Here is a 21,451-nt window from a genome sequence, read left to right on the forward strand (position 1 = left end):
TCGTTCAGGAGTGAACCAGGCCGATGTCGCTGCTCGCCAGATTCAGCCTCGCCAACCGAGGGCTTGTCGCCCTCATCGCGGTGGTGATTACGGCGTTCGGAGCGTTCGCCGTGCCATCGCTGAAGCAGCAACTGCTGCCGTCGCTCGAATTCCCGGCCGCGTTCATCGTGGCTCCCTACCCCGGTGCCGGCCCCGAGATCGTCGAGTCGCAGGTCACCGAGCCGATCGAGAACGCCCTCCAGGGCATCCCGGGGCTGGACCAGGTCACCTCCACGTCCCGCGAGGGCTCGGCCACCGTCCAGGTGATGTACGAGTTCGGCACCGACCTGGACGACGTGGTCAACAAGATGCAGACCGCGCTGAGCCGGATCGACTCCCAGCTGCCGGAGGGCGTCGACCCGCAGGTCATCGCCGGTAGCACGGACGACCTTCCGGCGGTCGTGCTGGCCGCGACCGGCGCGGGGGACGAACGGGCGCTGGCCGAGAAGCTGCGTACGGCGGTGGTGCCGGAGCTGGAGGGCGTCGAGGGGGTTCGCACGGTCGAGGTGACCGGCACCCGCGATGACATCGTGCTGGTCACCCCGGACCCGGCGAAGCTGGCCGCGGCGAAGGTCCAGCCGACGGCGATCGGTGCGGCGCTGAAGACCAACGGCGTGGCGGTTCCCGCTGGGGCGGTGACCGACGGCGCGCTGTCCCTTCCGGTGCAGGTCGGCACGCCGATCGCCACCCTGGAGGACCTGCGCGGCATCGTGGTGTCCCCGGGCGCTGCGCCCGTGCGTCTCGGTGATGTGGCGAGCGTCGAGCAGCAACTCGCTCCGGCCACCGCGATCACCCGGACCAACGGCAAGGACAGCCTCGGCATCGCGGTCACCGCCGCGCCGGACGGCAACGCGGTGCAGATCTCGCACGATATCCGCGACCGGCTCGACGACCTGAAGGACACCTCCGGCGCGGAGCTGACCGTGGTCTTCGACCAGGCACCGTTCGTCGAGAAGTCGATCGAGTCGCTGACCACCGAGGGCCTGCTGGGCCTGGTGATGGCGGTCATCGTCATCCTGGTCTTCCTGCTGTCGGTGCGCTCGACGGTGGTCACCGCCGTCTCCATCCCGCTCTCCGTGCTGGTGGCGCTGATCGCCCTGTGGATCGGCGACTACTCGCTCAACCTGCTCACCCTCGGTGCGCTGACCATCGCGGTCGGCCGGGTGGTGGACGACTCGATTGTCGTGTTGGAGAACATCAAACGACACCTGGAGTACGGCGAGGAGAAGCGGCACGCCATCATCACCGGCGTCCGCGAGGTGGCCGGCGCGGTGACCGCGTCCACCCTCACCACCGTGGCGGTGTTCGCGCCGATCGCGTTGGTCGGCGGGTTCGTGGGCCAGCTCTTCGCGCCGTTCGCGATCACCGTGACGGTGGCCCTGCTCGCCTCGCTGCTGGTGTCGCTGACCGTGATCCCGGTCCTCGCGTACTGGTTCCTCAAGCCGCGCGGCGGCACCGCCGACGACGAGGCGGTGCGGCGCGGCGCGGAGGAGAAGGAGCTGCGCAGCCCGTTGCAGCGGGCCTACCTGCCGGTGATCGGGTTCGCCACCCGCAAGCGGTCGACCCGCTGGATCACCGTCGGGCTCGGCCTGCTGGTGCTCTTCGGCACCTTCGGCCTCGCGCAGAAGTTGGAGACCAACTTCCTGGACGACTCCGGCCAGGACACCCTCAACATGAGCCAGGAGCTGCCGGCCGGCAGTGGCCTCGCGGCCACCGACGCGGCGGCCAAGCAGGTCGAGTCGGTGCTGTCCCGTACCGAGGGCGTGGAGACGTACCAGGTGACCGCCGGCGGCGGGGACAACCCGTTCGGGGGCGGCGGCAACAACATCGCGACCTGGTCGCTGGCGCTCGACGGCGACACCGACGCGAAGCAGATGCGTGAGGTGTTGCGCGAGGAGTTCGACAAGCTCGGCACCGGTGTGGGTGAGATCAGCTTTGGCGGCGGGCAGGAGGCGTCGACCAGCCAGCTGGAGGTGATCGTCCAGGCCACTGACCCGGAGGTGCTGACCCGGGCCGCCGAGGAGGCCCGTACGGCGATGGCCGGTGTGCCGGACGTCGAGGATGTCACCACCAGCCTTGCCTCGCAGGTGCCGCGGGTCGACGTGACCGTCGACCGGGTCGCGGCCGGTCGGGCCGGGCTCACCGAGGCCGCCGTGGGGCAGCTCGTGTCGCAGGCGTTCCGGGGAGCGCCGCTGGGTCAGGTCACGCTCGACGGCCAGCAGCAGAACGTGGTGCTGCGGCTGGGTACGCAGCCGCCGATGTCGGTGGAGCAGTTGCGTGCGCTGCCGGTGGGGCCGGTCAAGCTGGGCGACATCGCGGAAGTCACGCAGGGCGAGGGGCCGCAACAGGTCAGCCGAATCGACGGTGAGCGCAGCGTGTCGGTGACCGGCGCCGCGACCGGCTCGAACCTGGGTGCGACGAGCCAGGAGTTGCAGAAGCGGCTGGACGGCATCAACGTGCCGGGTGCGAGCTTCACCATCGGTGGTGTCAGCGCCGACCAGGCGGACGCGTTCGGTGATCTGGGCCTGGCGGTGCTGGCCGCGATCGCGATCGTGTTCCTGATCATGGTGGCCACGTTCCGCAGCCTCACCCAGGCGCTGATTCTGCTGATCTCCATCCCGTTCGCAGCGACCGGCGCGATCGGCCTGCTGCTGGCCACCGGGACGCCGCTCGGCGTGCCGGCGCTGATCGGCGTGCTGATGCTGGTCGGCATCGTGGTGACCAACGCCATCGTGCTGCTCGATCTCGTCAACCAGTACCGCGCGCAGGGCATGGGGGTCCAGGAGGCGGTGGTCGAGGGTGGCCGACGCCGGCTGCGCCCGATCCTGATGACGGCGGTGGCGACCATCTTCGCGCTGCTGCCGATGGCGTTCGGGTTGACCGGTGAGGGTGGCTTCATCTCTCAGCCGCTGGCGGTCGTGGTGATCGGTGGTCTGCTCAGCTCGACGCTGCTCACCCTGATCCTGGTGCCGACGCTGTACACGATGGTGGAGCACACCAAGGAGTCGCTGCGGGGTCGGCGCGCACGGCGGCGCTCCGGAGGGTCGGCGGTGACCACGACGGAGACCGACGAGGTGCCAGCGCCGAACCAGGTCGCGGTGCCGAGCGGGGCGCCCGCCCCGGTCGCGGCCGAGGGCGTGCAGCCGGCCGGGCGACCCGCGCCGTCGGCCGCGTTGGTGGAGGGCACGGACCAGTTCGAGGTGCTGCGGCTGCCCCGTAGCCGCACCTCGCCGCTGCCTCCGGCGGAGCCGACCGAGTAGGTCGCAGCGCGGTTCGGAACGCCCCCGGCGGATTTCCGCCGGGGGCGTTCCAGGCTCATCCGACTGAAGACACTCCGACTCGACGACCCCACACTTTGCGTAACTTCTTGCATACTCCTCGTAGGCAGGTGGGGTGTGGGTGAAGCGAGGGCAGGCGGATGGCCGAGGGCGCGCGCGGGTGGGGGCGACGCGACCTGCTGCGCCGTGGCCTGCTGGTGGCGGGCGGTGTGGCCATCGGCGCCGGGACGTCGGAGGCGTGGCGGGTCACCCATCGTCGGATACCGATCGCCGGCGGCCCCGCCGGCACCACCCTCGGTAACGGCCAGCAGGACGTCGGCTCCGGCGCGCTGGATGTCGTCTGGTCGGGGCAGACCAACCAGCGCCTGGTGGCCCTCACCTTCGACGACGGCCCGGCACCACAGTGGACTCCCATGGTGCTCGACACCCTGGCCCAGCACCGGGTGCCGGCCACCTTCTTCATGGTCGGGGCGCAGGTCCGCCGGCACGCCGACGTCGTCCGCGACCGGCTCGCCGGGCACGAGGTGGGAAACCACAGCTGGGAGCACCGGGACCTGGCCGAACTGGACGCCGCCGAGGCGTACGACGACCTGCGCCGCAGCCACGACGCGATCGCCGACCTGACCGGGGTGCCGCCCGCGCTCCTCCGCCCGCCGTACGGTCACCTGGGCGGGGCGGTGCTGCACGCGGCGGCCCGGCTGGACTATCGCCTGGTGCTCTGGTCGTTGCAGATGGTGGAGCGCGAGTTCCCCGACGATCCGGCCGGTCACGCCCGACGGATCGTGGCCGAGGTCCGACCGGGAACGATCGTGCTCGGCCACGATGTGGGGGCGCGCCGGCGGCTGGTCGCACTGCGGGGGCTGACCGACATGATCAACGGGCTACGGTCGCGCGGCTACACCTTCGTCACGGTCTCGGCGCTGCTGGGAGCGCGTATGGCTGCGACGACGACCAGGTAGGGTCGCGCTCCGTGGCGTCCACCCTCTCGGTTCTGACCGGCAATCGGAGCTTCCGCAACCTGTTCCTCGCCGAGTTGGTGGTCTTCGGCGCCGACTGGTTCGTCATGGTGCCGCTGCTGGTGCTGCTGCCGCACCTGACCGGCAGCGGAGTCTGGGGCGCGCTGGTGTTGGCGGTGGACACCGGCATCGTGGCGTTGCTGCTGCCGTACACCGGCACGATCGCCGACCGCTTCGACCGCCGGAAGGTCATGATCGCCGCGAACGTGGCCGCGCTGGCGGGTGTACTGCTGCTGCTCGGCGTGCGCAACGCCGGAACGGCCTGGCTGGCGCTGGTCGCGATCGGCGTGGTGGCGGTCGCCAAGGCGTTCTACTCGCCGGCCGCCCAGGCCGCGCTGCCCAACGTTCTGGAGCCGCACGAACTCGCCGCGGGCAACGCCGTCGCCGGCTCGGCCTGGGGCACCATGACCGTGGTCGGTGCCTCGCTCGGCGGCGTGCTCAGCACCGCTGCCGGCCCGTACGTCTGCTTCTGGGTGGCGGCGGCGGGCCTCGCGATGGCCGCGGCCATCGCCACCCGGATCCGCCGGCCGTTGCAGGCGCCCCGGGATGCCGACCAACCGGCCCAGCGGACCTGGTCGGCGGTCCGCGAGGCGCTCGGCTACATCGGTCACCGCCCGCGGGTGCTCGCGCTGGTCACGGTCAAGTCCGCAGTGGGCCTGGGCAACGGCGTGTTGACCGTGTTTCCGCTGCTGGCCGGCGTGTACGGTGTCGGCCCGCTCGGCGCCGGCCTGCTCTTCGCGGTACGTGGCGCGGGAGCGTTGGTGGGGCCGATCCTGATGCGCCGGGTGTTGACCAACCGGGCCTGGCTGCTGCCCGGGCTCGCGCTGTCCATGTCGCTCTACGGCCTGTCCTACCTGGGCACCTCGGTGGTGCGATGGTTTCCGCTGGTGCTGCTGCTGGTCTTCGTGGCGCACTTCGCGGGTGGCAGCAACTGGGTGATGTCGAACTTCGCCCTTCAGGGCGAAGTTCCGGACCGGTTGCGGGGCCGAGTCTTCGCCACCGACATGATGCTGGCGACGCTGGCGATCTCGGTGAGTCAACTGGCGGTGGCCCTGGTGGTGGACTCGGTCGACGAACGGGTCGTGCTCGCCGGCTGCGGCCTGATCACCCTCGTGTACGCGGTCGGCTGGCGGATCGCCACCCGCAGGCTGTCGCTCACCGATCCGGCCGTCGAGCCGGTCCCGGACCCGGCCGGCTGAATTCGGCGGTCCCAGGCAGCGGGCGCGGGACCGGTTCGTCGGTCCCGACCCCTAGCATGAGCGCGTGCCGACGAACTTCACCGCCGAGCCGGTCCGGGTCCGCGTCCCGGCGACCAGCGCCAACTTGGGCCCGGGCTTCGACGCGCTGGGTCTCGCCCTCGGGCTCTACGACGACGTGGCCGCCGAGGTCGCCTCGGGCGGTGTCCGGGTGACAGTGACCGGGCAGGGCGCCGGTGAGCTGCCGGACGACGACCGGCACATGGTGGTGCGGGCCATGCGCGCCGCGTTCGACGTGCTCGGGGCCCACCCCGCGGGGCTGAGCGTGGAATGCGTCAACCGGATCCCCCAGGCGCGTGGGCTGGGCTCCTCGTCCGCCGCGATCGTCGCCGGGGTGCTGCTGGCCCGCGCCCTGGTCGTCGATGGGGAGCACCGCCTCGACGACGCCGGCGCGCTGCGGCTGGCCGCCGAGATCGAGGGCCACCCCGACAATGTGGCGCCGTGCCTGCTCGGCGGTTTCACGGTGGCCTGGTCCGAGCCGGGCGGCGCCCGGGCGGTCTCCCTGCCGGTCGCCGCCGCGGTGCGGCCCACTGTTTTCGTTCCGGCGGAACGCGGTTTGACCGCGACCGCGCGGGCGGCTCTGCCGGCAACCGTGCCGCACGGTGACGCCGCGTTGACCGCCGGGCGGGCAGCACTGCTGGTGCACGCGCTCACCACGGACCCGACCCTGCTGCTGCCGGCCACCGTCGACCGGCTCCATCAGGATTACCGCGCAGCCGGGATGCCAGGAACGTCTGCCCTGGTCAGAGCGTTGCGAGCGGCCGATGTGGCAGCTGTGGTCAGTGGGGCGGGGCCGACTGTGCTGGCGCTCAGCCAGCCTCCAGCGGGCTTCCCAGTGGGAACAGACTGGGAGATCTGGCAGTTACCGATAGACGTCAGCGGCGCGCGGGTCGCACGGGGTAGACTTGGACACGCCGAGCGGGACCCTGTTGCCGCAGGTCGGAAGAGTTGATTACGCTCTAGACCTAGCACAGCCGCGAAGCACGCGATCTCCTGCGGGGCGGCGCACCCCCGAAGCTCTCGGCGGTCAGCCCGTCTACCCCTGCCAAAGGCCCACGCCGCACCGCAGTTTCCACAGGTCGCCGCAGACGGCGAGACCTGCTCACCGACGTTGGTGAGTCGGGATACCGACCGGCTGCTGTGTCACAGACTCCCGCGACGCGTCCTTGCGAGGCGGGTGCACCGAGGCCGCCCGGCCACCTGAGCTCCGACTCCGGGCAGTCCCGGCCTTATCGAGGGAAGGAATCCATTGAGCGACACCACCGACGTGACGTCGGATGTTTCCAACGTCGCTGGCGATGCCACCGCCGCCGCTCCCGCCCGTCGTCGGCGTAGCGGCACCGGTCTGTCGGCGATGCTGCTGCCAGAGCTGCAGAGCCTGGCTGCGTCGCTCGGCATCTCCGGCACGGCTCGCATGCGCAAGGGCGAGCTGATCGCCGCGATTTCCGAGCGGCAGGGCGGCAACGCCGCCGGGACCCCTCGACCACGGGCCGAGGTCGCGGCCGCGGCCGCCCCGACCCGTGAGGGGGTGCGCGCCGAGGTGCGGGAGACCGCCGACCGGCCGGCAGCCGAAGGACGCGGTGCCGAGCAGGCGCCGGCCGAGCCGGCCGCCGGGACCGAGGGCCGTAGTCGCACCCGGCGGAGCCGGACCGCAACGGCGGAGGCTCGTACCACCGAGGCTCGCCCCGCTGAGGAGCGTGCGACCGAGGCGCGTGCGACCGAGGCGCGTGCGACCGAGGCGCGTACCGACGAGGCGGAAGCCGGCGAGCGGGCCGACCGTGGCGAGAACCGCCGCGACCGGGCCGAGCGTCCGGAGCGCGCCGAGCGTGCCGACCGTGGCGAGCGTGCCGACCGTGGCGAGCGTGCCGACCGGGGCGAGCGGGGCGATCGTGCCGACCGGGGCGATCGTGCCGAGCGGGGCGATCGTGCCGAGCGTTCCGACCGGGGTGAGCGAGCCGAGCGCAACGACCGGGGCGAGCGTTCCGATCGTGGCGAGCGGGCCGAGCGCAACGACCGGGGCGAGCGTTCCGACCGGGGTGAGCGGGCCGAGCGCAACGACCGACCCGACCGCGGTGACCGCAACGACCGCAACGACCGCAACGACCGTGGTCAGCGTGCCGAGCGGGACAGCGACGACGACGACGAGGGCGGCGGCCGGCGTGGCCGGCGCAGCCGTTTCCGGGACCGTCGCCGTGGCCGTGGCGAGCGCACCGAGACCGGTGCCGACACCGGCGGGCGTGAGCCGCAGGTCAACGAGGACGACGTGCTCGTCCCGGTGGCCGGCATCATCGACGTGCTCGACAACTACGCCTTCGTGCGGACGACCGGTTACCTGGCCGGCCCGAACGACGTGTACGTCTCGATGTCCCAGATCAAGAAGTACGGCCTGCGCCGCGGTGACGCGATCACCGGTGCGGTGCGGGCGGCCCGAGAGGGCGGCAACAGCGGCGACCAGCGGCGCGACAAGTACAACCCGCTGATGCGGCTGGACACGATCAACGGGATGGAGCCGGAGGAGGCCCGGCGTCGTCCGGAGTTCTACAAGCTCACCCCGCTCTACCCGCAGGAGCGCCTGCGGCTGGAGACCGAGCCGCACATCCTGACCACCCGGGTCATCGACCTGGTCATGCCGATCGGCAAGGGCCAGCGGGCACTCATCCAGTCTCCGCCCAAGGCGGGTAAGACGATGGTGCTGCAGGCGATCGCGAACGCGATCACCCGCAACAACCCGGAATGCCACCTGATGGTGGTGCTGGTGGACGAGCGGCCTGAAGAGGTCACCGACATGCAGCGGTCGATCAAGGGCGAGGTCATCGCGGCCACGTTCGACCGTCCGCCGCAGGACCACACCACGGTGGCGGAATTGGCCATCGAGCGGGCCAAGCGCCTCGTCGAGCTTGGACACGACGTCGTCGTGCTGCTCGACTCGGTGACCCGGCTCGGTCGGTCGTACAACCTGGCGGCGCCGGCCAGCGGCCGGATCATGTCGGGTGGTATCGACTCCACCGCGCTCTACCCGCCGAAGCGCTTCCTCGGCGCGGCCCGCAACATCGAGAACGGCGGGTCGCTGACCATCATCGCCACGGCGCTGGTGGAGACCGGGTCCATGGCGGACACGGTCATCTTCGAGGAGTTCAAGGGCACCGGCAACGCCGAGTTGAAGCTGGACCGGAAGATCGCCGACAAGCGGACCTTCCCGGCCATCGACATCAACCCGTCCGGTACGCGTAAGGAAGAGGTCCTGCTCGCACCGGAAGAGCTGGCCATCATCCACAAGCTCCGGAAGGTGCTGCACTCGCTGGACTCGCAGGCGGCGATGGATCTCCTGCTGGACCGGCTCAAGCAGTCCCGCACGAACATCGAGTTCCTGATGCAGATCGCGAAGTCGACGCCGGGGGAGTAACCATCCCCGGGTGACGACGAAGGGGCACGGCCATCGCGGCCGTGCCCCTTCGTCACGTCCCCGGGGCCCGACACCCCGCGGTCGGCGGGAGCCACAGCGGGGTGGGAGTTGATGCCCGCGCTGTGAGGTAGTGGAATTTTCCTTCGGTTCAGTCGACAGGTATTGAAACTTCTATTCATTGCCGGGTTGACTGTGGTCCATGCGTACCCGCAGACGATCCGCCCGCCGCACCGGCGTCCTGCTGCTGACGCCGCTGCTCGCCCTGGCCCTGTCGCCGCCGGCCACCGCCGCGCCCACCATCGACCCGCCCACCGTGGCCTCATCGTCAGTGGCCTCACCCACCATCGCCGAGGACGCGCCGCCCGCGTCCTCCCGCCCGGCCGGCTCGGTCAGCCTGGCGGCCGCCCCGACGGTCGCGACCGCCCCGACCGCCGTCGCTGCTGGCCTGGAGCCGGCCGGTGGGCTGGAGACCACGAAGGCCACCCGGCCGGTCGCGCCGGGTGTGCAGCTGACGTCCTTCGACCGGTACGACGCCGAGGGCTGGCTGCGCGCCGACGCGCTCACCACCGACCTGGCCGGCGGCTCCACCGTCGACTACGTCAACTCCGGTGCGGTCAGCCGAGCCGAGCCGCTGCGAAAGGCGGTGGACCAGTCACGCGCGGTCGCCGCGGTCAACGGCGACTTCTTCGACATCAACAACTCCGGCGCCGCCCAGGGCGTCGGCGTCCGGAACGGCGAGCTGATCCAGTCCGGGGTCAGCGGTCACCGCAACGCGGTGGCGGTCACCACGAACGGGCTCGGTCGGGTGATCGAGGTGAACTTCGACGGCAGCGCCACCCTGCCCACCGGGCCGGTTCCGCTGACCCAGTTCAACAACATGGTGCAGGCCGACGGCATCGGCGCTTTCACCGAGCTGTGGGGGACGTACTCCCGGCAGCGTGCGGTGGAGGGCGCGGCCCGGGTGGTCGAGGTCACCGTGACCGGCGGTCGGGTGGCCTCGGTGGGAAGCGTGGCCGGTAGCGGCCCGATCGTCGGGGGCAGCACCGTGCTGCTCGGCCGCGATCTCGGCGCGGACGCGCTGGCCGGCCTGCGCCCCGGTGACCCGGTGGCGGTGGCCTGGCGGCCGAAGCCCTCCGACGGCAGCACCCTGCACGCGGCGGTCGGGGGCGGCAACGTCCTGGTCCGCGACGGCGTCGTGCAGAGCATCGCCGACCCGACCCTCGCCCCTCGCACCGCCGTCGGTTTCAGCGCCGACGGTCGAAAGATGATCATGCTGACGGTGGACGGCCGTCAGGTCGACAGCCGCGGCGTGACGCAGACCGAGATGGGCCGGATGATGGCCGAGCTGGGCGCCCACCACGCGCTCAACCTGGATGGTGGCGGATCGTCCACGCTGCTGGCCCGGGAGCCGGGCGCGCCGGCCGTGCAGGTGGAGAACGGCCCCTCCGACGGCAGCGAGCGGGCCGTGCCCAACGGCCTGGCCATCTACGCGCCGAAGGGCAGCGGGCGACTCACCGGCTACTGGGTCGAGACGGCCAGCGACCCCACCGCCGCTCCGGGTGTCTCACCGGTGCGAGGTGGGCGACCCGACCGGGTCTTCCCGGGGCTGACCCGCACCCTCACCGCATCCGGCTACGACGAGACGTACGGCCCGGCGGCCGGCGCCCCCACCTGGCGGGCGACCCCGGCGGTACGTGGTCGGGTCGACCGTGACGGCGTGTTCCACGCCGGGGCACCGGGGGCCAGCACGGTCACCGCCGCACGGGGGCGGGCCACCGGCTCGCTGAACCTCACGGTGCTCGGCCCGCTGGCCCGGATCGGCGCCACCGCGCCGCGGGTCGGGCTGACCGGCCGGGACGGTAACGCCCTGGTCGGCGTGGTCGGGTACGACGCCGAAGGCAACACCGCGCCGATCGAGCCGGCCGATTTCACCCTCGACTACGACCGGGACCTGCTGCGGATCACCCCCACCGGGGACGGCAACCTGTCCGTCGCCGCGTTGCGGGACACCGGCTCGGGACTGGTGACCGTTCGCGTCGGACGCACGAGCGTGGTCCTGCCGGTCACCGTCGGGCTGACCGACGTGCCGGTCGCGGGTTTCGACGACGCCGCGTCCTGGCGGTTCAGCCAGGCCCGCGCCAGCGGGTCGGTCGCGCCCGCGCCAGGGCGCACCGGCACCGGCCTGCGCATGTCGTACGACTTCGGCCAGTCCACCGGCACGCGGGCCGCGTACGCCGACCCGCCCGCCTGGATCGAGGTGCCCGGTCAGCCGCAGGCCTTCGGGATGTGGATCCACGGCAACGGCACCGGGGAGTGGCCCAGCCTGCACCTGCACGACGCCCAGGACACCCAGCACGTGCTGCGCGGCCCGCTGATCACCTGGACCGGCTGGCGGTACGTGGAGTTCGCGGTGCCGGCCGGGGCGCAGTACCCGGTGCGGGTACGCCGCTTCTACGTGGCCGAGACGAACGCCGCGGCGCAGTACACCAGCGAGGTGATAATCGACGACCTGGTGGCGAAGGTGCCCCCGACGGTCGACGTGCCGGAGGTGGCCCCGCGTACCGATCGGGTGGTGGTCCGCGACGGCACTGTGGACGGCGCGCCGTGGCGGTTCGCGGTGCTCTCCGACGCCCAGTTCGTCGCCGCCGACCCGGACAGCGACCTGGTCGCCCAGGCCCGGCGGACGTTGCGCGAGGTGCGGGCGGCCCGGCCGGACTTCCTCCTGATCAACGGTGACTTCGTGGACACCGCCTACCCGGCCGACTTCGCGCTGGCCCGGCGGATCCTCGACGAGGAGTTGGGCGACGCGCTGCCCTGGTACTACGTGCCCGGCAACCACGAGATCATGGGCGCCCCGATCAGCAACTTCGCGGCCGTGTTCGGTGCCACCTCTCGGGTGTTCGACCACAACGGCACCCGGTTCGTCACGCTGAACTCCTCCACCGGGACGCTGCGCGGCGGGGGCTTCGACCAGGTGCGGATGCTCCGCGAGACGCTGGACGCGGCGGCCACCGACAGGCGCGTGGGTTCGGTCGTCGTCCTGCACCACCACCCGCCGCGCGACCCCAGCCCGGCGCAGGCCAGCCAGCTCGGCGACCGCAAGGAGGCGGCGCTGCTGGAGCAGTGGCTGGCCGACTTCCAGCACCGCACCGGCAAGGGCGCGCTGTTCGTGGGCGGGCACGTCGGCACCTTCCACGCCGACCGGGTGGACGGGGTGCCGTACGTGATCAACGGCAACGCGGGCAAGACGCCGTCCACCCCCGCCGACCAGGGCGGCTTCACCGGTTGGACGGAGTTCGGCGTGGACCCGGTCACCCCGGCCGAGGCCGACCGGGCCCGCCGCAACCCGCTCGCCGAGGGCCCGCGCTGGGTGGACGCGGAGTTCCACGCGCACGCCGACCGCCTCACGGTGGCCGCCCCGGCCACCGTCGCGGTCGGCACCCCCGCGGCGGTCACCGCCACGCTGACCCAGCCCGGCGGGCGTACGGTCCCGGTGGCCGCGCCGGTCAGCGCCGACTGGTCGGCCTCGCCGGGAGTGCACGTCGGCTCGGCGGCCGGGGTGCGCCCCTGGCACACCGCCCGATTCGACCCGGCCACCGGCACCCTGACGGCACTACGGCCCGGCGCGCCGATACGACTGACGGTCGAGGTCAACGGCGCCCGTGCCGAGGCCACCATCACCGTCACCGGGTGAACTGTCCGGACGGGCCCCCAACGCGCGGGGCCCGTCCGGACACCTCAGAAGTCGCCGTCGGCCACCTGGAAGACGGTGAGACCGAGGGATCGCCACATCTGGACCACCTGGACACGGTCGTCGAAGACGCCGGCCACCCGGTAACGGTCCCGGATCTCCCGGTCGTAGATCTCCCGCTTGACGATCGAGTCCTTCCGGGAGTCGCCGACGGCCCGCAGGTGCAGGCCCAGGTAGGGCACTCGTACGTGCCGGGCCAGCCACGCCTCGGTGGCCGCGCGGGCGGAGGCGTCCCGCCCAGAGCAGAAGACCACCCCGTACCCGGCCGCGTGCATCGCCCGGACCGCCGCGATCACCGCCGTGTTCGGCTCGTCCTGGCCCACCCGGGTCATGTCGTACGGGCTGCGGGAGACGGCCAGCGCGACGGTGCCGTCGATGTCCACCAGGACGATCTCCGGTGGCTCGGTCGACGGCGGGTGCACCACGGCGGGGCGTCCGCTGCGCGCCTGCGGCACCGGCAACGGCAACTCCCGACCCTCCAGGTACCGCTCGTGCAGCCGGCGGATCGCGTCCGCGCCGACCTGCTCGGCGGCCGGCCGGGCGGCGTCGCGGCGCAGGCACTCGTCCAACGGCACGTCGGTGAAGTCGTGCACCTCGAAGTCCGCGCCGTGGCGGGCCGCCAACTCGGCCCAGTCACGCAGCGTCCGTGAGCGCAGGTTGGTGTCGTCCACGCAGACGTCCGCGCGGGCCCGCAGCAACGCCTCGACCTGAGCCCGCTGGACGACGGTCACCTGGGCCTCGGCCCACTGGGTGAACAACCGTTCACCGTGCAGCATCCGGCGCAGATCGTCCCTGTTGACCCGGACCACGGAGGGCTGGAGCGTGCGGGCGAACGTCGTCTTGCCCGAGGCGGGCAGTCCCCGGGTGGCGATCAGGCGGGTCATCGACGCACCTCCGGCTCGACGGACGTACCCCGGCCGGGGTACCTGACGGCGATCCGCCGGGTGCGCGAATGCCCCGCCGGGCGGCGGGAATGCGGACGGGTAGGCACGTGTTGACGATGCCGGACGAGGTGTGCGGCCCGACTACCGGGTCGGCTCAGGCCCATGGCACACTGGTCAATCGGCCACCGGTTCCGGTTCACGCCCGAGCCCGTCGCGTACGGCGCGACGAGCGATGACGGCGACCCGGCGACCACCAACGAGAGGACCGAGGCGACATGAAGGCAAACATCCACCCGGAGTACGTGACCACCGAGGTCAGCTGCTCCTGTGGCAACACGTTCACGACCCGCAGCACCGCCAAGGGCGGGGCGATCCACGCCGAGACCTGCAGCGCCTGCCACCCGTTCTACACCGGTAAGCAGCGCGTTCTCGACACCGCCGGCCGGGTCGCGAAGTTCCAGCAGAAGTACGCCAAGGTTCAGGCCAAGAAGGCCAAGTAACTCCTCGTTCGGCGCCCGCGTCCGGTTTTTCGCCGGACGCGGGCGCCGTCCGTTTTTTCCTCCGTTTCCGCCCGGCCGCTGGCCCCCCGGCCCCGGCCCGGTCGTCGCGCACCGTCGAAGGAGCATCCGCAGCATGAGCAGCGAGCGTCTGGCCGGCCTTCTCGACGAGTACGCGGAGCTGGAGAAGCGCTTGGCCGATCCGGCCATCCACGCCGACCAGGCCACCGCGCGCAGGGTCGGCCGCCGGTACGCCGAGCTGGTGCCGCTGCACAAGGCCGCCGACGAGTTGGAGCAGGCCCGCGCCGATCTGGCCGCGGCTCGCGAGCTGGCCGCCGAGGACCCGTCCTTCGCGGCCGAGGCGGACGCCATCGCCGGGTCCCTGCCGGTGCTGGAGGAGCGGCTCGCCGAGCTGCTCATTCCGCGTGACCCGCACGACGCCAAGGACGTGATCGTCGAGATCAAGGCCGGTGAGGGTGGCGAGGAGTCGGCGCTGTTCGCCGGTGACCTGCTGCGGATGTACACCCGGTACGCGGAGCGGCACGGCTGGGTCACCGAGGTGATCGACGCGCAGGATTCCGACCTCGGCGGGGTCAAGGACGTCTCCCTGGCGATCAAGACCAAGGGTGTGCCGGACGGCGGCAACGGCGTCTGGTCGCGCCTCAAGTGGGAGGGCGGCGTGCACCGGGTGCAGCGCGTCCCGGTGACCGAGTCGCAGGGCCGGATCCACACCAGCGCCGCCGGTGTGCTGGTGTTGCCGGAGGCCGAGGACGTCGACGTCACCATCGACCAGAACGAGCTGCGCATCGACGTGTTCCGCTCGTCCGGTCCGGGTGGCCAGTCGGTGAACACCACCGACTCGGCGGTGCGGATCACCCACCTGCCGACCGGCATCGTCGTCTCCTGCCAGAACGAGAAGTCCCAGCTGCAGAACCGGGAGCAGGCGATGCGGATCCTGCGGGCCCGGCTGCTCGCCGCCGCCCAGGAGCAGGCCGACGCCGCCGCCTCGGACGCGCGCAAGGCGCAGGTGCGTACCGTGGACCGCTCGGAGCGGATCCGCACCTACAACTTCCCGCAGAACCGGATCACCGATCACCGGATCGGCTACACCGCGTACAACCTGGATCTGGCGCTCGGTGGCGAGTTGGACGGGGTGCTGGACGCCCTCACCGAGGCCGACCGGGCCGCCCGGCTCGCCGGCGACACCGAGCTGACCCGCCGCTGACCGCGGCACCGAGCCGCAGCGCGCCTCGACGCCAGCCGGGGGTCAGCTCGCGCGGGGGCGGGTCTTGGCGCGGAGCATCTCGCGGTCGGCCTGCTCGAACGCGACGCTGAGCGCGTCGCGCAGCCCGCTGCCACCGGAGACCTCGGCGAAGCCGATGCTGACCCCGACCGGGGTGCCGGGGACCAACGACTCCCAGTCCTCTTGGCGGACCGCGGCCTCGATCCGGCGGGCCACCTCGGCGGCCTCGGTCATGCCGGTGTCCGGCAGCACCACCACGAATTCGTCACCGCCGTAGCGGGCCACGAAGTCGCCCCGGCGCATCACCCGGTTGATCACACCGGCGATGCGTTGCAGCACCAGGTCGCCCGAGTGGTGCCCGTGCCGGGTGTTGACCGCCTTGAAGCCGTCCAGGTCGCAGACGCCGATCACCACTCGATCGCCACGGGTGACCACGGCCGTGATGTAGCGCTCCAACCGGCGGCGGTTGGGCAGCCCGGTGAGCGGGTCGGTCAACGCCTCGCCCTCGAAGCGTGCCGCCTCGCGGCGCATCTCCTCGTGGTCGATGCGGGCGGCGATGCCGTCGATGTAGACGTCGCGCAGCCGGTCGTTGCGCTGCGCGGCGAGCCGGAACGCCAGCCGGTCGGCCCGGTGCGCCGCCAGATGGTCCCCGGCGCGGGTCAACGCGATGCTGCGCAGCCGGGCCGGCTCGGCCGCCCCGAGCGTCTCGTTGGAGACCTGGACGGTGTCCAGTCGGGCGACCGCCTCGATCGGCCGACCGTCGGCGACGGCGAGGCACACTTGCCCGAGTTGACGCAGGTCGCGGGCGCGGGCGCTGTCCCCGCCGTGGGTGATCAACCGGGCCGGCTCGGGGCCTTCGGTCGCCACCTGGTCGCCGAGCGCGGCCTGTCGAGCGGCCGCGTAGCCGTATGCGGCGAGGCTGCTCGGGCGTAGCTGGCCGGCCCGCCCGGCGCGGACGAAGCGGGTCAGGTCGGCGGCCACGTCCCGGAGCACCCGCAGGCAACCGTCGCTGTCGCCGTTGTGGTCCAGGGCCACGGCGTTGCGCAGCCGGATGCCGGGGGCGGCGAACGTCTCCTCCGGGATCCCGGCGGTCAGCCCGAGCTGCCGGGCCCGCTCGATGGCCCCCAGGGCGTACCCGTGGAAGCTGAGGTAGCTGTAGGCCATGGCCAGGTCGTGCCAGCCCCAGGCGGTGTCCCGGTCCGGGTCGGCGACGGCGCCCAGCGCCCGGGCCGCCCGGACGAGGTGCATGACGCAGCGGTCCAGTGCGCCCTGATGGTGCGCGGCGAGCGCAGCGAGAGCGTTGAGGTGACCGTGCAGATAGGGCTCGGCGAGGTCGCGGACCGCCGCCGACGCCTCTTCGATGGCCCTGGTGAACTCCGCGGTCCGACCGAGATTGATCAGCGCGGAGAGCCGCTGCACCATCGCGTCCGCTCGCGCCGCCGGGTCGTCGGTGGTGCGGATCACACGCTCCAGCAGGACGTACGCCTCCGCGGAGCGGCTGGCCTCCTGCAACGCCCGGGCGTGCGTCAGGGCGTCAACCTGGTCATCGACCCGGTCGAGCCAGCCCACCCGTCAACCTCCTGTCGTGCGCGCCTGGGCGCACCTGTTCGTCACGCCGCCGACGACGCTTCATGATTATGTCGTGAGTACTTTGCCGCAACACCCCCCCGAAGGGACAGGCCCCATCCGGCCGTCCGCCGCGGTGGCCCGCGCGGCCCGCGCGCTCGCCGCCGCCGGAGTCGGTTCCGCCCGGGTGGAGGCCGAGTTGCTGGCGGCGTACGTGCTCGGGGTTCCCCGGGGTCGGTTGGCTCTCGCCGACGACCTCAGCGACGACCAGCTGGTGCGGCTCGACGAGTTGACGCGTCGCCGCGTCGCGCGCGAGCCGTTGCAGCACCTGACCGGTCGGGCCGGGTTCCGGCACCTGGAGCTGTCGGTCGGCCCGGGTGTCTTCGTGCCCCGACCGGAGACCGAGCTGTTGGCCGGCTGGGGTGTCGAGCAGGCCCAGGGACGGCCCGACCCGGTGGTGGTGGACCTGTGCAGCGGCTCGGGCGCGATCGCCCTGGCGGTGGCTCAGGAACTGCCGGGAGCGCGGGTGATCGCGGTGGAGCGGTCCCCGGCGGCGCTGGCCTGGTTGCGGCGCAACGCGGCGGAGCGCGCCGAGGCGGGGGACCGGCCGATCGAGGTGGTCGAGGCCGACGTGACCGCGCCGGACCTGCTGGCGGAGCTGGTGGGCCGGGTGGACGTGCTGCTCTGCAACCCGCCGTACGTGCCGGACGACGTGGTGGTCCCGCCGGAGGTGGCCGGGCACGACCCGGCGGAGGCGGTCTTCGGCGGCGCGGACGGGCTGGTGGTGATCCGGCCGGTCGTCGCCCGGGCGGCGGTGCTGTTGCGCCCGGGGGGCGTGTTCGGCGTGGAACACGACGACACACACGGCGCGGCGGTGCCCGGGCTGCTCGCCGAGGACGGCGGTTTCACCGCTGTCGCGGAGCATCTGGACCTCACCGGGCGTCCCCGCTACGCGACCGCGTCCCGACGGGCGGACGGCCAGCACGCCCCGATCGGGGCGGCGTGGCAGACTGACTCCTCGTGATGCTCTACGACTGCCGGTCGCCCGCCGATCGGGACCGCGGCATCGCTGCGGCGATCGAGGCGGTCAAGAACGGCGAGCTGGTCGTTCTCCCGACGGACACCGTGTATGGGATCGGCGCGGACGCGTTCACCCCGTACGCGGTGAAGGCGCTGCTCGATGCCAAGGGCCGGGGCCGGCAGATGCCCCCGCCGGTGCTGATCGGCTCGCGGCACACCCTGGACGGGTTGGTCTTCTCGCTGCCCACGGCCGCACGGGACCTCGTGGAGGCGTTCTGGCCGGGTGCCCTGACGATCGTGGTCGAGCACTCGCCGAGCCTTCAGTGGGACCTGGGCGACAAGACCGGCACGGTCGCGGTGCGGATGCCGCTGCACCCGGTGGCGTTGGAGGTGCTGCGCGAGACCGGCCCGATGGCCGTCTCGTCGGCCAACAAGACCGGCCAGCCGGCCGCGGTCACCGCCGACGAGGCGCGTGACCAGCTCAGCTACTCGGTGCGGGCCTATCTGGAGGCCGGCCCCTGCCCGGACCCGGTGCCCAGCACGATCGTGGATCTGACCGGTGAGGTGCCGCAGCTGCTGCGGGCCGGGGCGATCCCGCTGGAGAAGTTGCGCGACGTGGTCCCGGATCTCGTCGACGGTCGGGCGGTCTGAGTGCCCCCGTTCACTGTTCTGCACGTCTGCATGGGCAACATCTGCCGCTCGCCGATGGCGGAGCGGCTGCTCGCCCTGGCGGTGCGGGAGCGGCTGACCCGGCGTTCGCAGGACCCGGCCCAGGCCGAGGAGCTGGTGCACACCCACAGCGCCGGCACGGGTGGCTGGCACGCGGGCGAGGAGATGAACCCGCCGGCGGCACGGCAGGTCACCGGCCGTGGTGGGGACGTGGAGGGGTTCGCCGCGCGCAAGCTGCGTTCGGACCACATCGACGCCGCCGACCTGGTCCTGACCGCCACCGCCGACCAGCAGGAGTACGTGGTGGCGCTTCGTCCGGACGCGGCGGCCCGCACGTTCGTGCTGGGCGAGTTCGGCCGGCTGCTGGCCGCCGTGGACGCCGCCGCGCTGCCGCCGGGTGACGCCACCCCGGAGGCCGTGTACGCCCGGGGGGTGGCCCTGGTGGCGGCGGCTCACGACGCGCGGCTGGGCGCTTCGGCGTTGACCACCGATGATCTGGACGACCCGTGGGGTCGTGGCGACCAGTGCTTCAGCCGGGTCGCCGACGAGATCGAGGAGACGGTCCACCCGCTGGCCGGCGCGCTGCTGCCCTGAGCGTGGTGCGAGTTTCCTCCGGGTTTGGGGAAAACCCAGGGCTTAAGGGGCATTCCGGGTCATTCTGAACGGGTCCTAGCGTGACCGGCTCCTGCGGGGAGAGCTGATGATCCGGGCCCAACTCGACAAACTGCTGACCGTGGTGATCGCCGGAGTGCTGGCCGGGTTGGTGCTGGCCGTTGCCGCCCTACCCGCGGCCCTGGTCTTCGGGATCGGCTTCAGTGCCCTGTCGACGCCGTACTCGGAGCTGCCGAACACCCTCCGGACGCCGCCCACCGCGCAGCGCTCCAACCTCTACGCCAACGACGGCACCACCCTGATCACCTCCTTCTATCAGGAGGACCGGGTGGACGTGCCGCTGCACGAGGTGGCCCCGGTGATGCGCCAGGCGATCGTGGCCGCCGAGGACGTCCGGTTCTACCAGCACAGCGGGGTCGACCTGCGGGGCGTGGTGCGCGCGTTCACCGTCAACAAGCGCGACGGCCAGACCCGGCAGGGTGCCTCCACGCTGACCATGCAGTACGTCCGCAACGTGCTCAGCAACGACCCCCGACTGACCGAGACGCAGCGGGACGCCGCCACCGAACTCACCACCGTCCGCAAGCTCCAGGAGATGCGGTACGCCCTCGCGTTGGAGCGGGAACTCGACAAGGACGAGATCCTGACCCGCTACCTGAACATCGCCTACTTCGGCGCCGGGGCGTACGGCATCGCGGCGGCCAGCAAGCGGTACTTCTCCCGCTCCCCGGCCGAGCTGACCCTGGCCCAGGCGGCACTGCTCGCCGGTCTGGTGCGTTCGCCGGACAGCGACGATCCGATCAACGGCGACGCCGACAGCGCGGTGGCCCGGCGGTCGTACGTGTTGGAGCGGCTGGTGGAGACGGGGCAGGTGCCGGCGGACGCGGCGGCGGCGGCACGTGCCGAGCCGTTGCAACTGCGGCCCAGCGAAACCCCGAACGACTGCACGGGTGTGCCCGACGCGCACAACGACTGGGGCTTCTTCTGCGACTGGTTCACCCGCTGGTGGAGCAGCCAGTCCGCGTTCGGGGCGACCGCCGACGAGCGGCAGCGCACGCTGCGCCGCGGCGGGTTCTCCATCGTGTCGTCGCTGGACCCGGGGGTGCAGCGGGCCACCACCGAGCAGGTGTTGAAGATCTACCCGACGACCAGGCCCGAGGCGGTGCCCACGGCGGTGGTGCAACCGGGCACCGGGCGGGTGCTGGCGATGTCGGTGAACCGGGCCTACAGCGTGGCGGACAACCCGGTCGGGCAGAAGAACCGCCCGAACACCGTCAACCAGTTGGTCGCCGGCGGCGGCGCGATCGAGGGCTACCAGGGTGGCTCCACCTTCAAGCTCTTCACCCTGCTGGCGGCGCTGGAGGCGGGCCTGCCGCTGTCCACCGACTTCGTGGCGCCGACCCAGTTGCTCACCCGCTTCCCGGTGACCGGGGCGGCGAGTTGCGACGGACGGTGGTGCCCGGCGAACGCCAACCCGTCGTCGATGGACGGCCCCCGCACCATGTGGAGCGCGTTCGGCCGCTCGGTGAACACGTACTTCGCTTGGCTCACCGAGAAGGTCGGCGCCGACCGGGTGGTGGAGATGGCCGAGCGGCTCGGCATCGTGCTGCGGGCCGAGTCCGACGCCAAGCTGGCCCGCTACGGGGCGAAGGACTGGGGCCCGTTCACCCTGGGCGTGGCGGCGACCACCCCGTTGGACCTGGCCAGCGCGTACGCCACGGTGGCGGCCGAGGGGACCTGGTGTGCGCCGCTGCCGGTGGTCTCGATCACCGACTCGGGCGGGCGGCCGGTCGACGCCGCCAAGCCGGACTGCCGACAGGTGCTCGACCCCGACGTGGCGCGGGCGGCCACCGACGCGGCCCGCTGCCCGGTCGGCGACCAGTCGATGTACGGGCGCTGCGACGGCGCCACCGCACCCGGGTTGCGGGCCAAGCTCGGCCGTCCGGTGGCGGGCAAGACCGGCAGTTCGGAACGGTACGAGACGGAGACGGTGGTGGCGTTCACGCCGCAGCTCGCGGTCGCCTCGATGGCCGCGAACCCGGACGATCCCCGGGACGCGGTCGGTCAGGCGGTGCAGGCCCAGATGGTGAACGCGGTCGGCGAGGTGCTCGCCTTCGCCCTGCGCGACCAACCGGTCCGCGACTTCGTCCCGCCGAGCGAACGAGCCGCCTTCCAAACCCAAGCGCAAGCCGGCAACTGACCCCCACCCCACCCCAC

Annotated in this window: 14 protein-coding genes; 12 read left to right on the top strand and 2 right to left on the bottom strand. The window is 72.4% G+C overall.

What is annotated here, in order from left to right:
* Nucleotides 1–23: 23 nt before the first annotated feature.
* The 6 genes from DLJ58_RS10010 (at nucleotide 24) to DLJ58_RS10035 (ending at nucleotide 12,686) form a co-directional block, all read left to right on the top strand.
* A complete protein-coding gene (locus DLJ58_RS10010; protein ID WP_124855072.1) occupies nucleotides 24–3,299 on the top strand; it encodes an efflux RND transporter permease subunit in 3,276 nt (1,091 codons plus the stop codon).
* A 158-nt stretch (nucleotides 3,300–3,457) separates the two neighbouring features.
* Entirely contained in the window at nucleotides 3,458–4,276 is an 819-nt protein-coding gene (locus DLJ58_RS10015) for a polysaccharide deacetylase family protein (protein ID WP_124855074.1), read from the top strand.
* An 11-nt stretch (nucleotides 4,277–4,287) separates the two neighbouring features.
* Complete coding sequence (locus tag DLJ58_RS10020; RefSeq protein ID WP_124855076.1) at nucleotides 4,288–5,532, top strand: MFS transporter; 1,245 nt, start codon at nucleotides 4,288–4,290, stop codon at nucleotides 5,530–5,532.
* A gap of 64 nt (nucleotides 5,533–5,596) precedes the next feature.
* A complete protein-coding gene (gene thrB / locus DLJ58_RS10025; RefSeq protein WP_124855078.1) occupies nucleotides 5,597–6,541 on the top strand; it encodes a homoserine kinase in 945 nt (314 codons plus the stop codon).
* Nucleotides 6,542–6,838: 297 nt separating this feature from the next.
* Nucleotides 6,839–8,992 carry a transcription termination factor Rho gene (gene rho / locus DLJ58_RS10030; protein WP_124855080.1) on the top strand — a complete coding sequence of 718 codons (2,154 nt, stop codon included), beginning with the start codon at nucleotides 6,839–6,841 and terminating at the stop codon, nucleotides 8,990–8,992.
* Nucleotides 8,993–9,191: 199 nt separating this feature from the next.
* A complete protein-coding gene (locus DLJ58_RS10035) occupies nucleotides 9,192–12,686 on the top strand; it encodes a phosphodiester glycosidase family protein (RefSeq protein ID WP_124855082.1) in 3,495 nt (1,164 codons plus the stop codon).
* A 44-nt stretch (nucleotides 12,687–12,730) separates the two neighbouring features.
* Here DLJ58_RS10035 and DLJ58_RS10040 read toward each other — a convergent pair whose 3' ends face one another.
* Nucleotides 12,731–13,627: a phosphatase domain-containing protein gene (locus DLJ58_RS10040; protein ID WP_124855084.1), complete on the bottom strand. Its 897-nt coding sequence runs from the start codon at nucleotides 13,625–13,627 to the stop codon at nucleotides 12,731–12,733.
* A 275-nt stretch (nucleotides 13,628–13,902) separates the two neighbouring features.
* Between DLJ58_RS10040 and rpmE the strand changes: the two genes are divergently transcribed.
* On the top strand, nucleotides 13,903–14,127 hold the full coding sequence (rpmE, locus tag DLJ58_RS10045; protein WP_030333150.1) for a 50S ribosomal protein L31: 225 nt from the start codon (nucleotides 13,903–13,905) through the stop codon (nucleotides 14,125–14,127).
* Nucleotides 14,128–14,260: 133 nt separating this feature from the next.
* Nucleotides 14,261–15,349: a peptide chain release factor 1 gene (gene prfA / locus DLJ58_RS10050; RefSeq protein ID WP_091405908.1), complete on the top strand. Its 1,089-nt coding sequence runs from the start codon at nucleotides 14,261–14,263 to the stop codon at nucleotides 15,347–15,349.
* Nucleotides 15,350–15,391: 42 nt separating this feature from the next.
* Here the strand turns inward: prfA and DLJ58_RS10055 are convergent, their stop codons facing one another.
* A complete protein-coding gene (locus DLJ58_RS10055; RefSeq protein ID WP_124855086.1) occupies nucleotides 15,392–16,936 on the bottom strand; it encodes a GGDEF domain-containing protein in 1,545 nt (514 codons plus the stop codon).
* Between the two features lie 73 nt (nucleotides 16,937–17,009).
* On the opposite strand from DLJ58_RS10055, the gene prmC reads away from it, so the two are divergent.
* The 4 genes from prmC to DLJ58_RS10075 all read left to right on the top strand — a co-directional run bounded on the left by prmC (nucleotide 17,010) and on the right by DLJ58_RS10075 (nucleotide 21,434).
* On the top strand, nucleotides 17,010–17,957 hold the full coding sequence (gene prmC / locus DLJ58_RS10060; protein WP_124855088.1) for a peptide chain release factor N(5)-glutamine methyltransferase: 948 nt from the start codon (nucleotides 17,010–17,012) through the stop codon (nucleotides 17,955–17,957).
* Nucleotides 17,957–18,604 (top strand): L-threonylcarbamoyladenylate synthase, encoded by a 648-nt coding sequence (locus DLJ58_RS10065; protein ID WP_091406475.1) that lies wholly within the window; start codon nucleotides 17,957–17,959, stop codon nucleotides 18,602–18,604. Before prmC ends, DLJ58_RS10065 begins: the two co-directional genes overlap by 1 nt.
* Nucleotides 18,605–19,216: an arsenate reductase/protein-tyrosine-phosphatase family protein gene (locus DLJ58_RS10070; protein ID WP_124855090.1), complete on the top strand. Its 612-nt coding sequence runs from the start codon at nucleotides 18,605–18,607 to the stop codon at nucleotides 19,214–19,216.
* 106 nt (nucleotides 19,217–19,322) lie between these two features.
* Nucleotides 19,323–21,434: a transglycosylase domain-containing protein gene (locus tag DLJ58_RS10075; RefSeq protein WP_124855092.1), complete on the top strand. Its 2,112-nt coding sequence runs from the start codon at nucleotides 19,323–19,325 to the stop codon at nucleotides 21,432–21,434.
* The last annotated feature ends 17 nt before the right edge of the window (nucleotides 21,435–21,451 follow it).

The organism is Micromonospora arida, assembly GCF_003857035.1.
In the GTDB taxonomy this organism is placed as follows: domain Bacteria; phylum Actinomycetota; class Actinomycetes; order Mycobacteriales; family Micromonosporaceae; genus Micromonospora; species Micromonospora arida.

Bases quoted from the DNA above. Each gene is read 5' to 3' on its own strand.
- DLJ58_RS10010 (WP_124855072.1), top strand. From the start codon at position 24: ATGTCGCTGCTCGCCAGATTCAGCCTCGCCAACCGAGGGCTTGTCGCC.
- DLJ58_RS10075 (WP_124855092.1), top strand. From the start codon at position 19,323: ATGATCCGGGCCCAACTCGACAAACTGCTGACCGTGGTGATCGCCGGA.
- DLJ58_RS10015 (WP_124855074.1), top strand. From the start codon at position 3,458: ATGGCCGAGGGCGCGCGCGGGTGGGGGCGACGCGACCTGCTGCGCCGT.
- DLJ58_RS10040 (WP_124855084.1), bottom strand. From the start codon at position 13,627: ATGACCCGCCTGATCGCCACCCGGGGACTGCCCGCCTCGGGCAAGACG.
- DLJ58_RS10065 (WP_091406475.1), top strand. From the start codon at position 17,957: ATGCTCTACGACTGCCGGTCGCCCGCCGATCGGGACCGCGGCATCGCT.
- rpmE (WP_030333150.1), top strand. From the start codon at position 13,903: ATGAAGGCAAACATCCACCCGGAGTACGTGACCACCGAGGTCAGCTGC.
- prfA (WP_091405908.1), top strand. From the start codon at position 14,261: ATGAGCAGCGAGCGTCTGGCCGGCCTTCTCGACGAGTACGCGGAGCTG.
- DLJ58_RS10035 (WP_124855082.1), top strand. From the start codon at position 9,192: ATGCGTACCCGCAGACGATCCGCCCGCCGCACCGGCGTCCTGCTGCTG.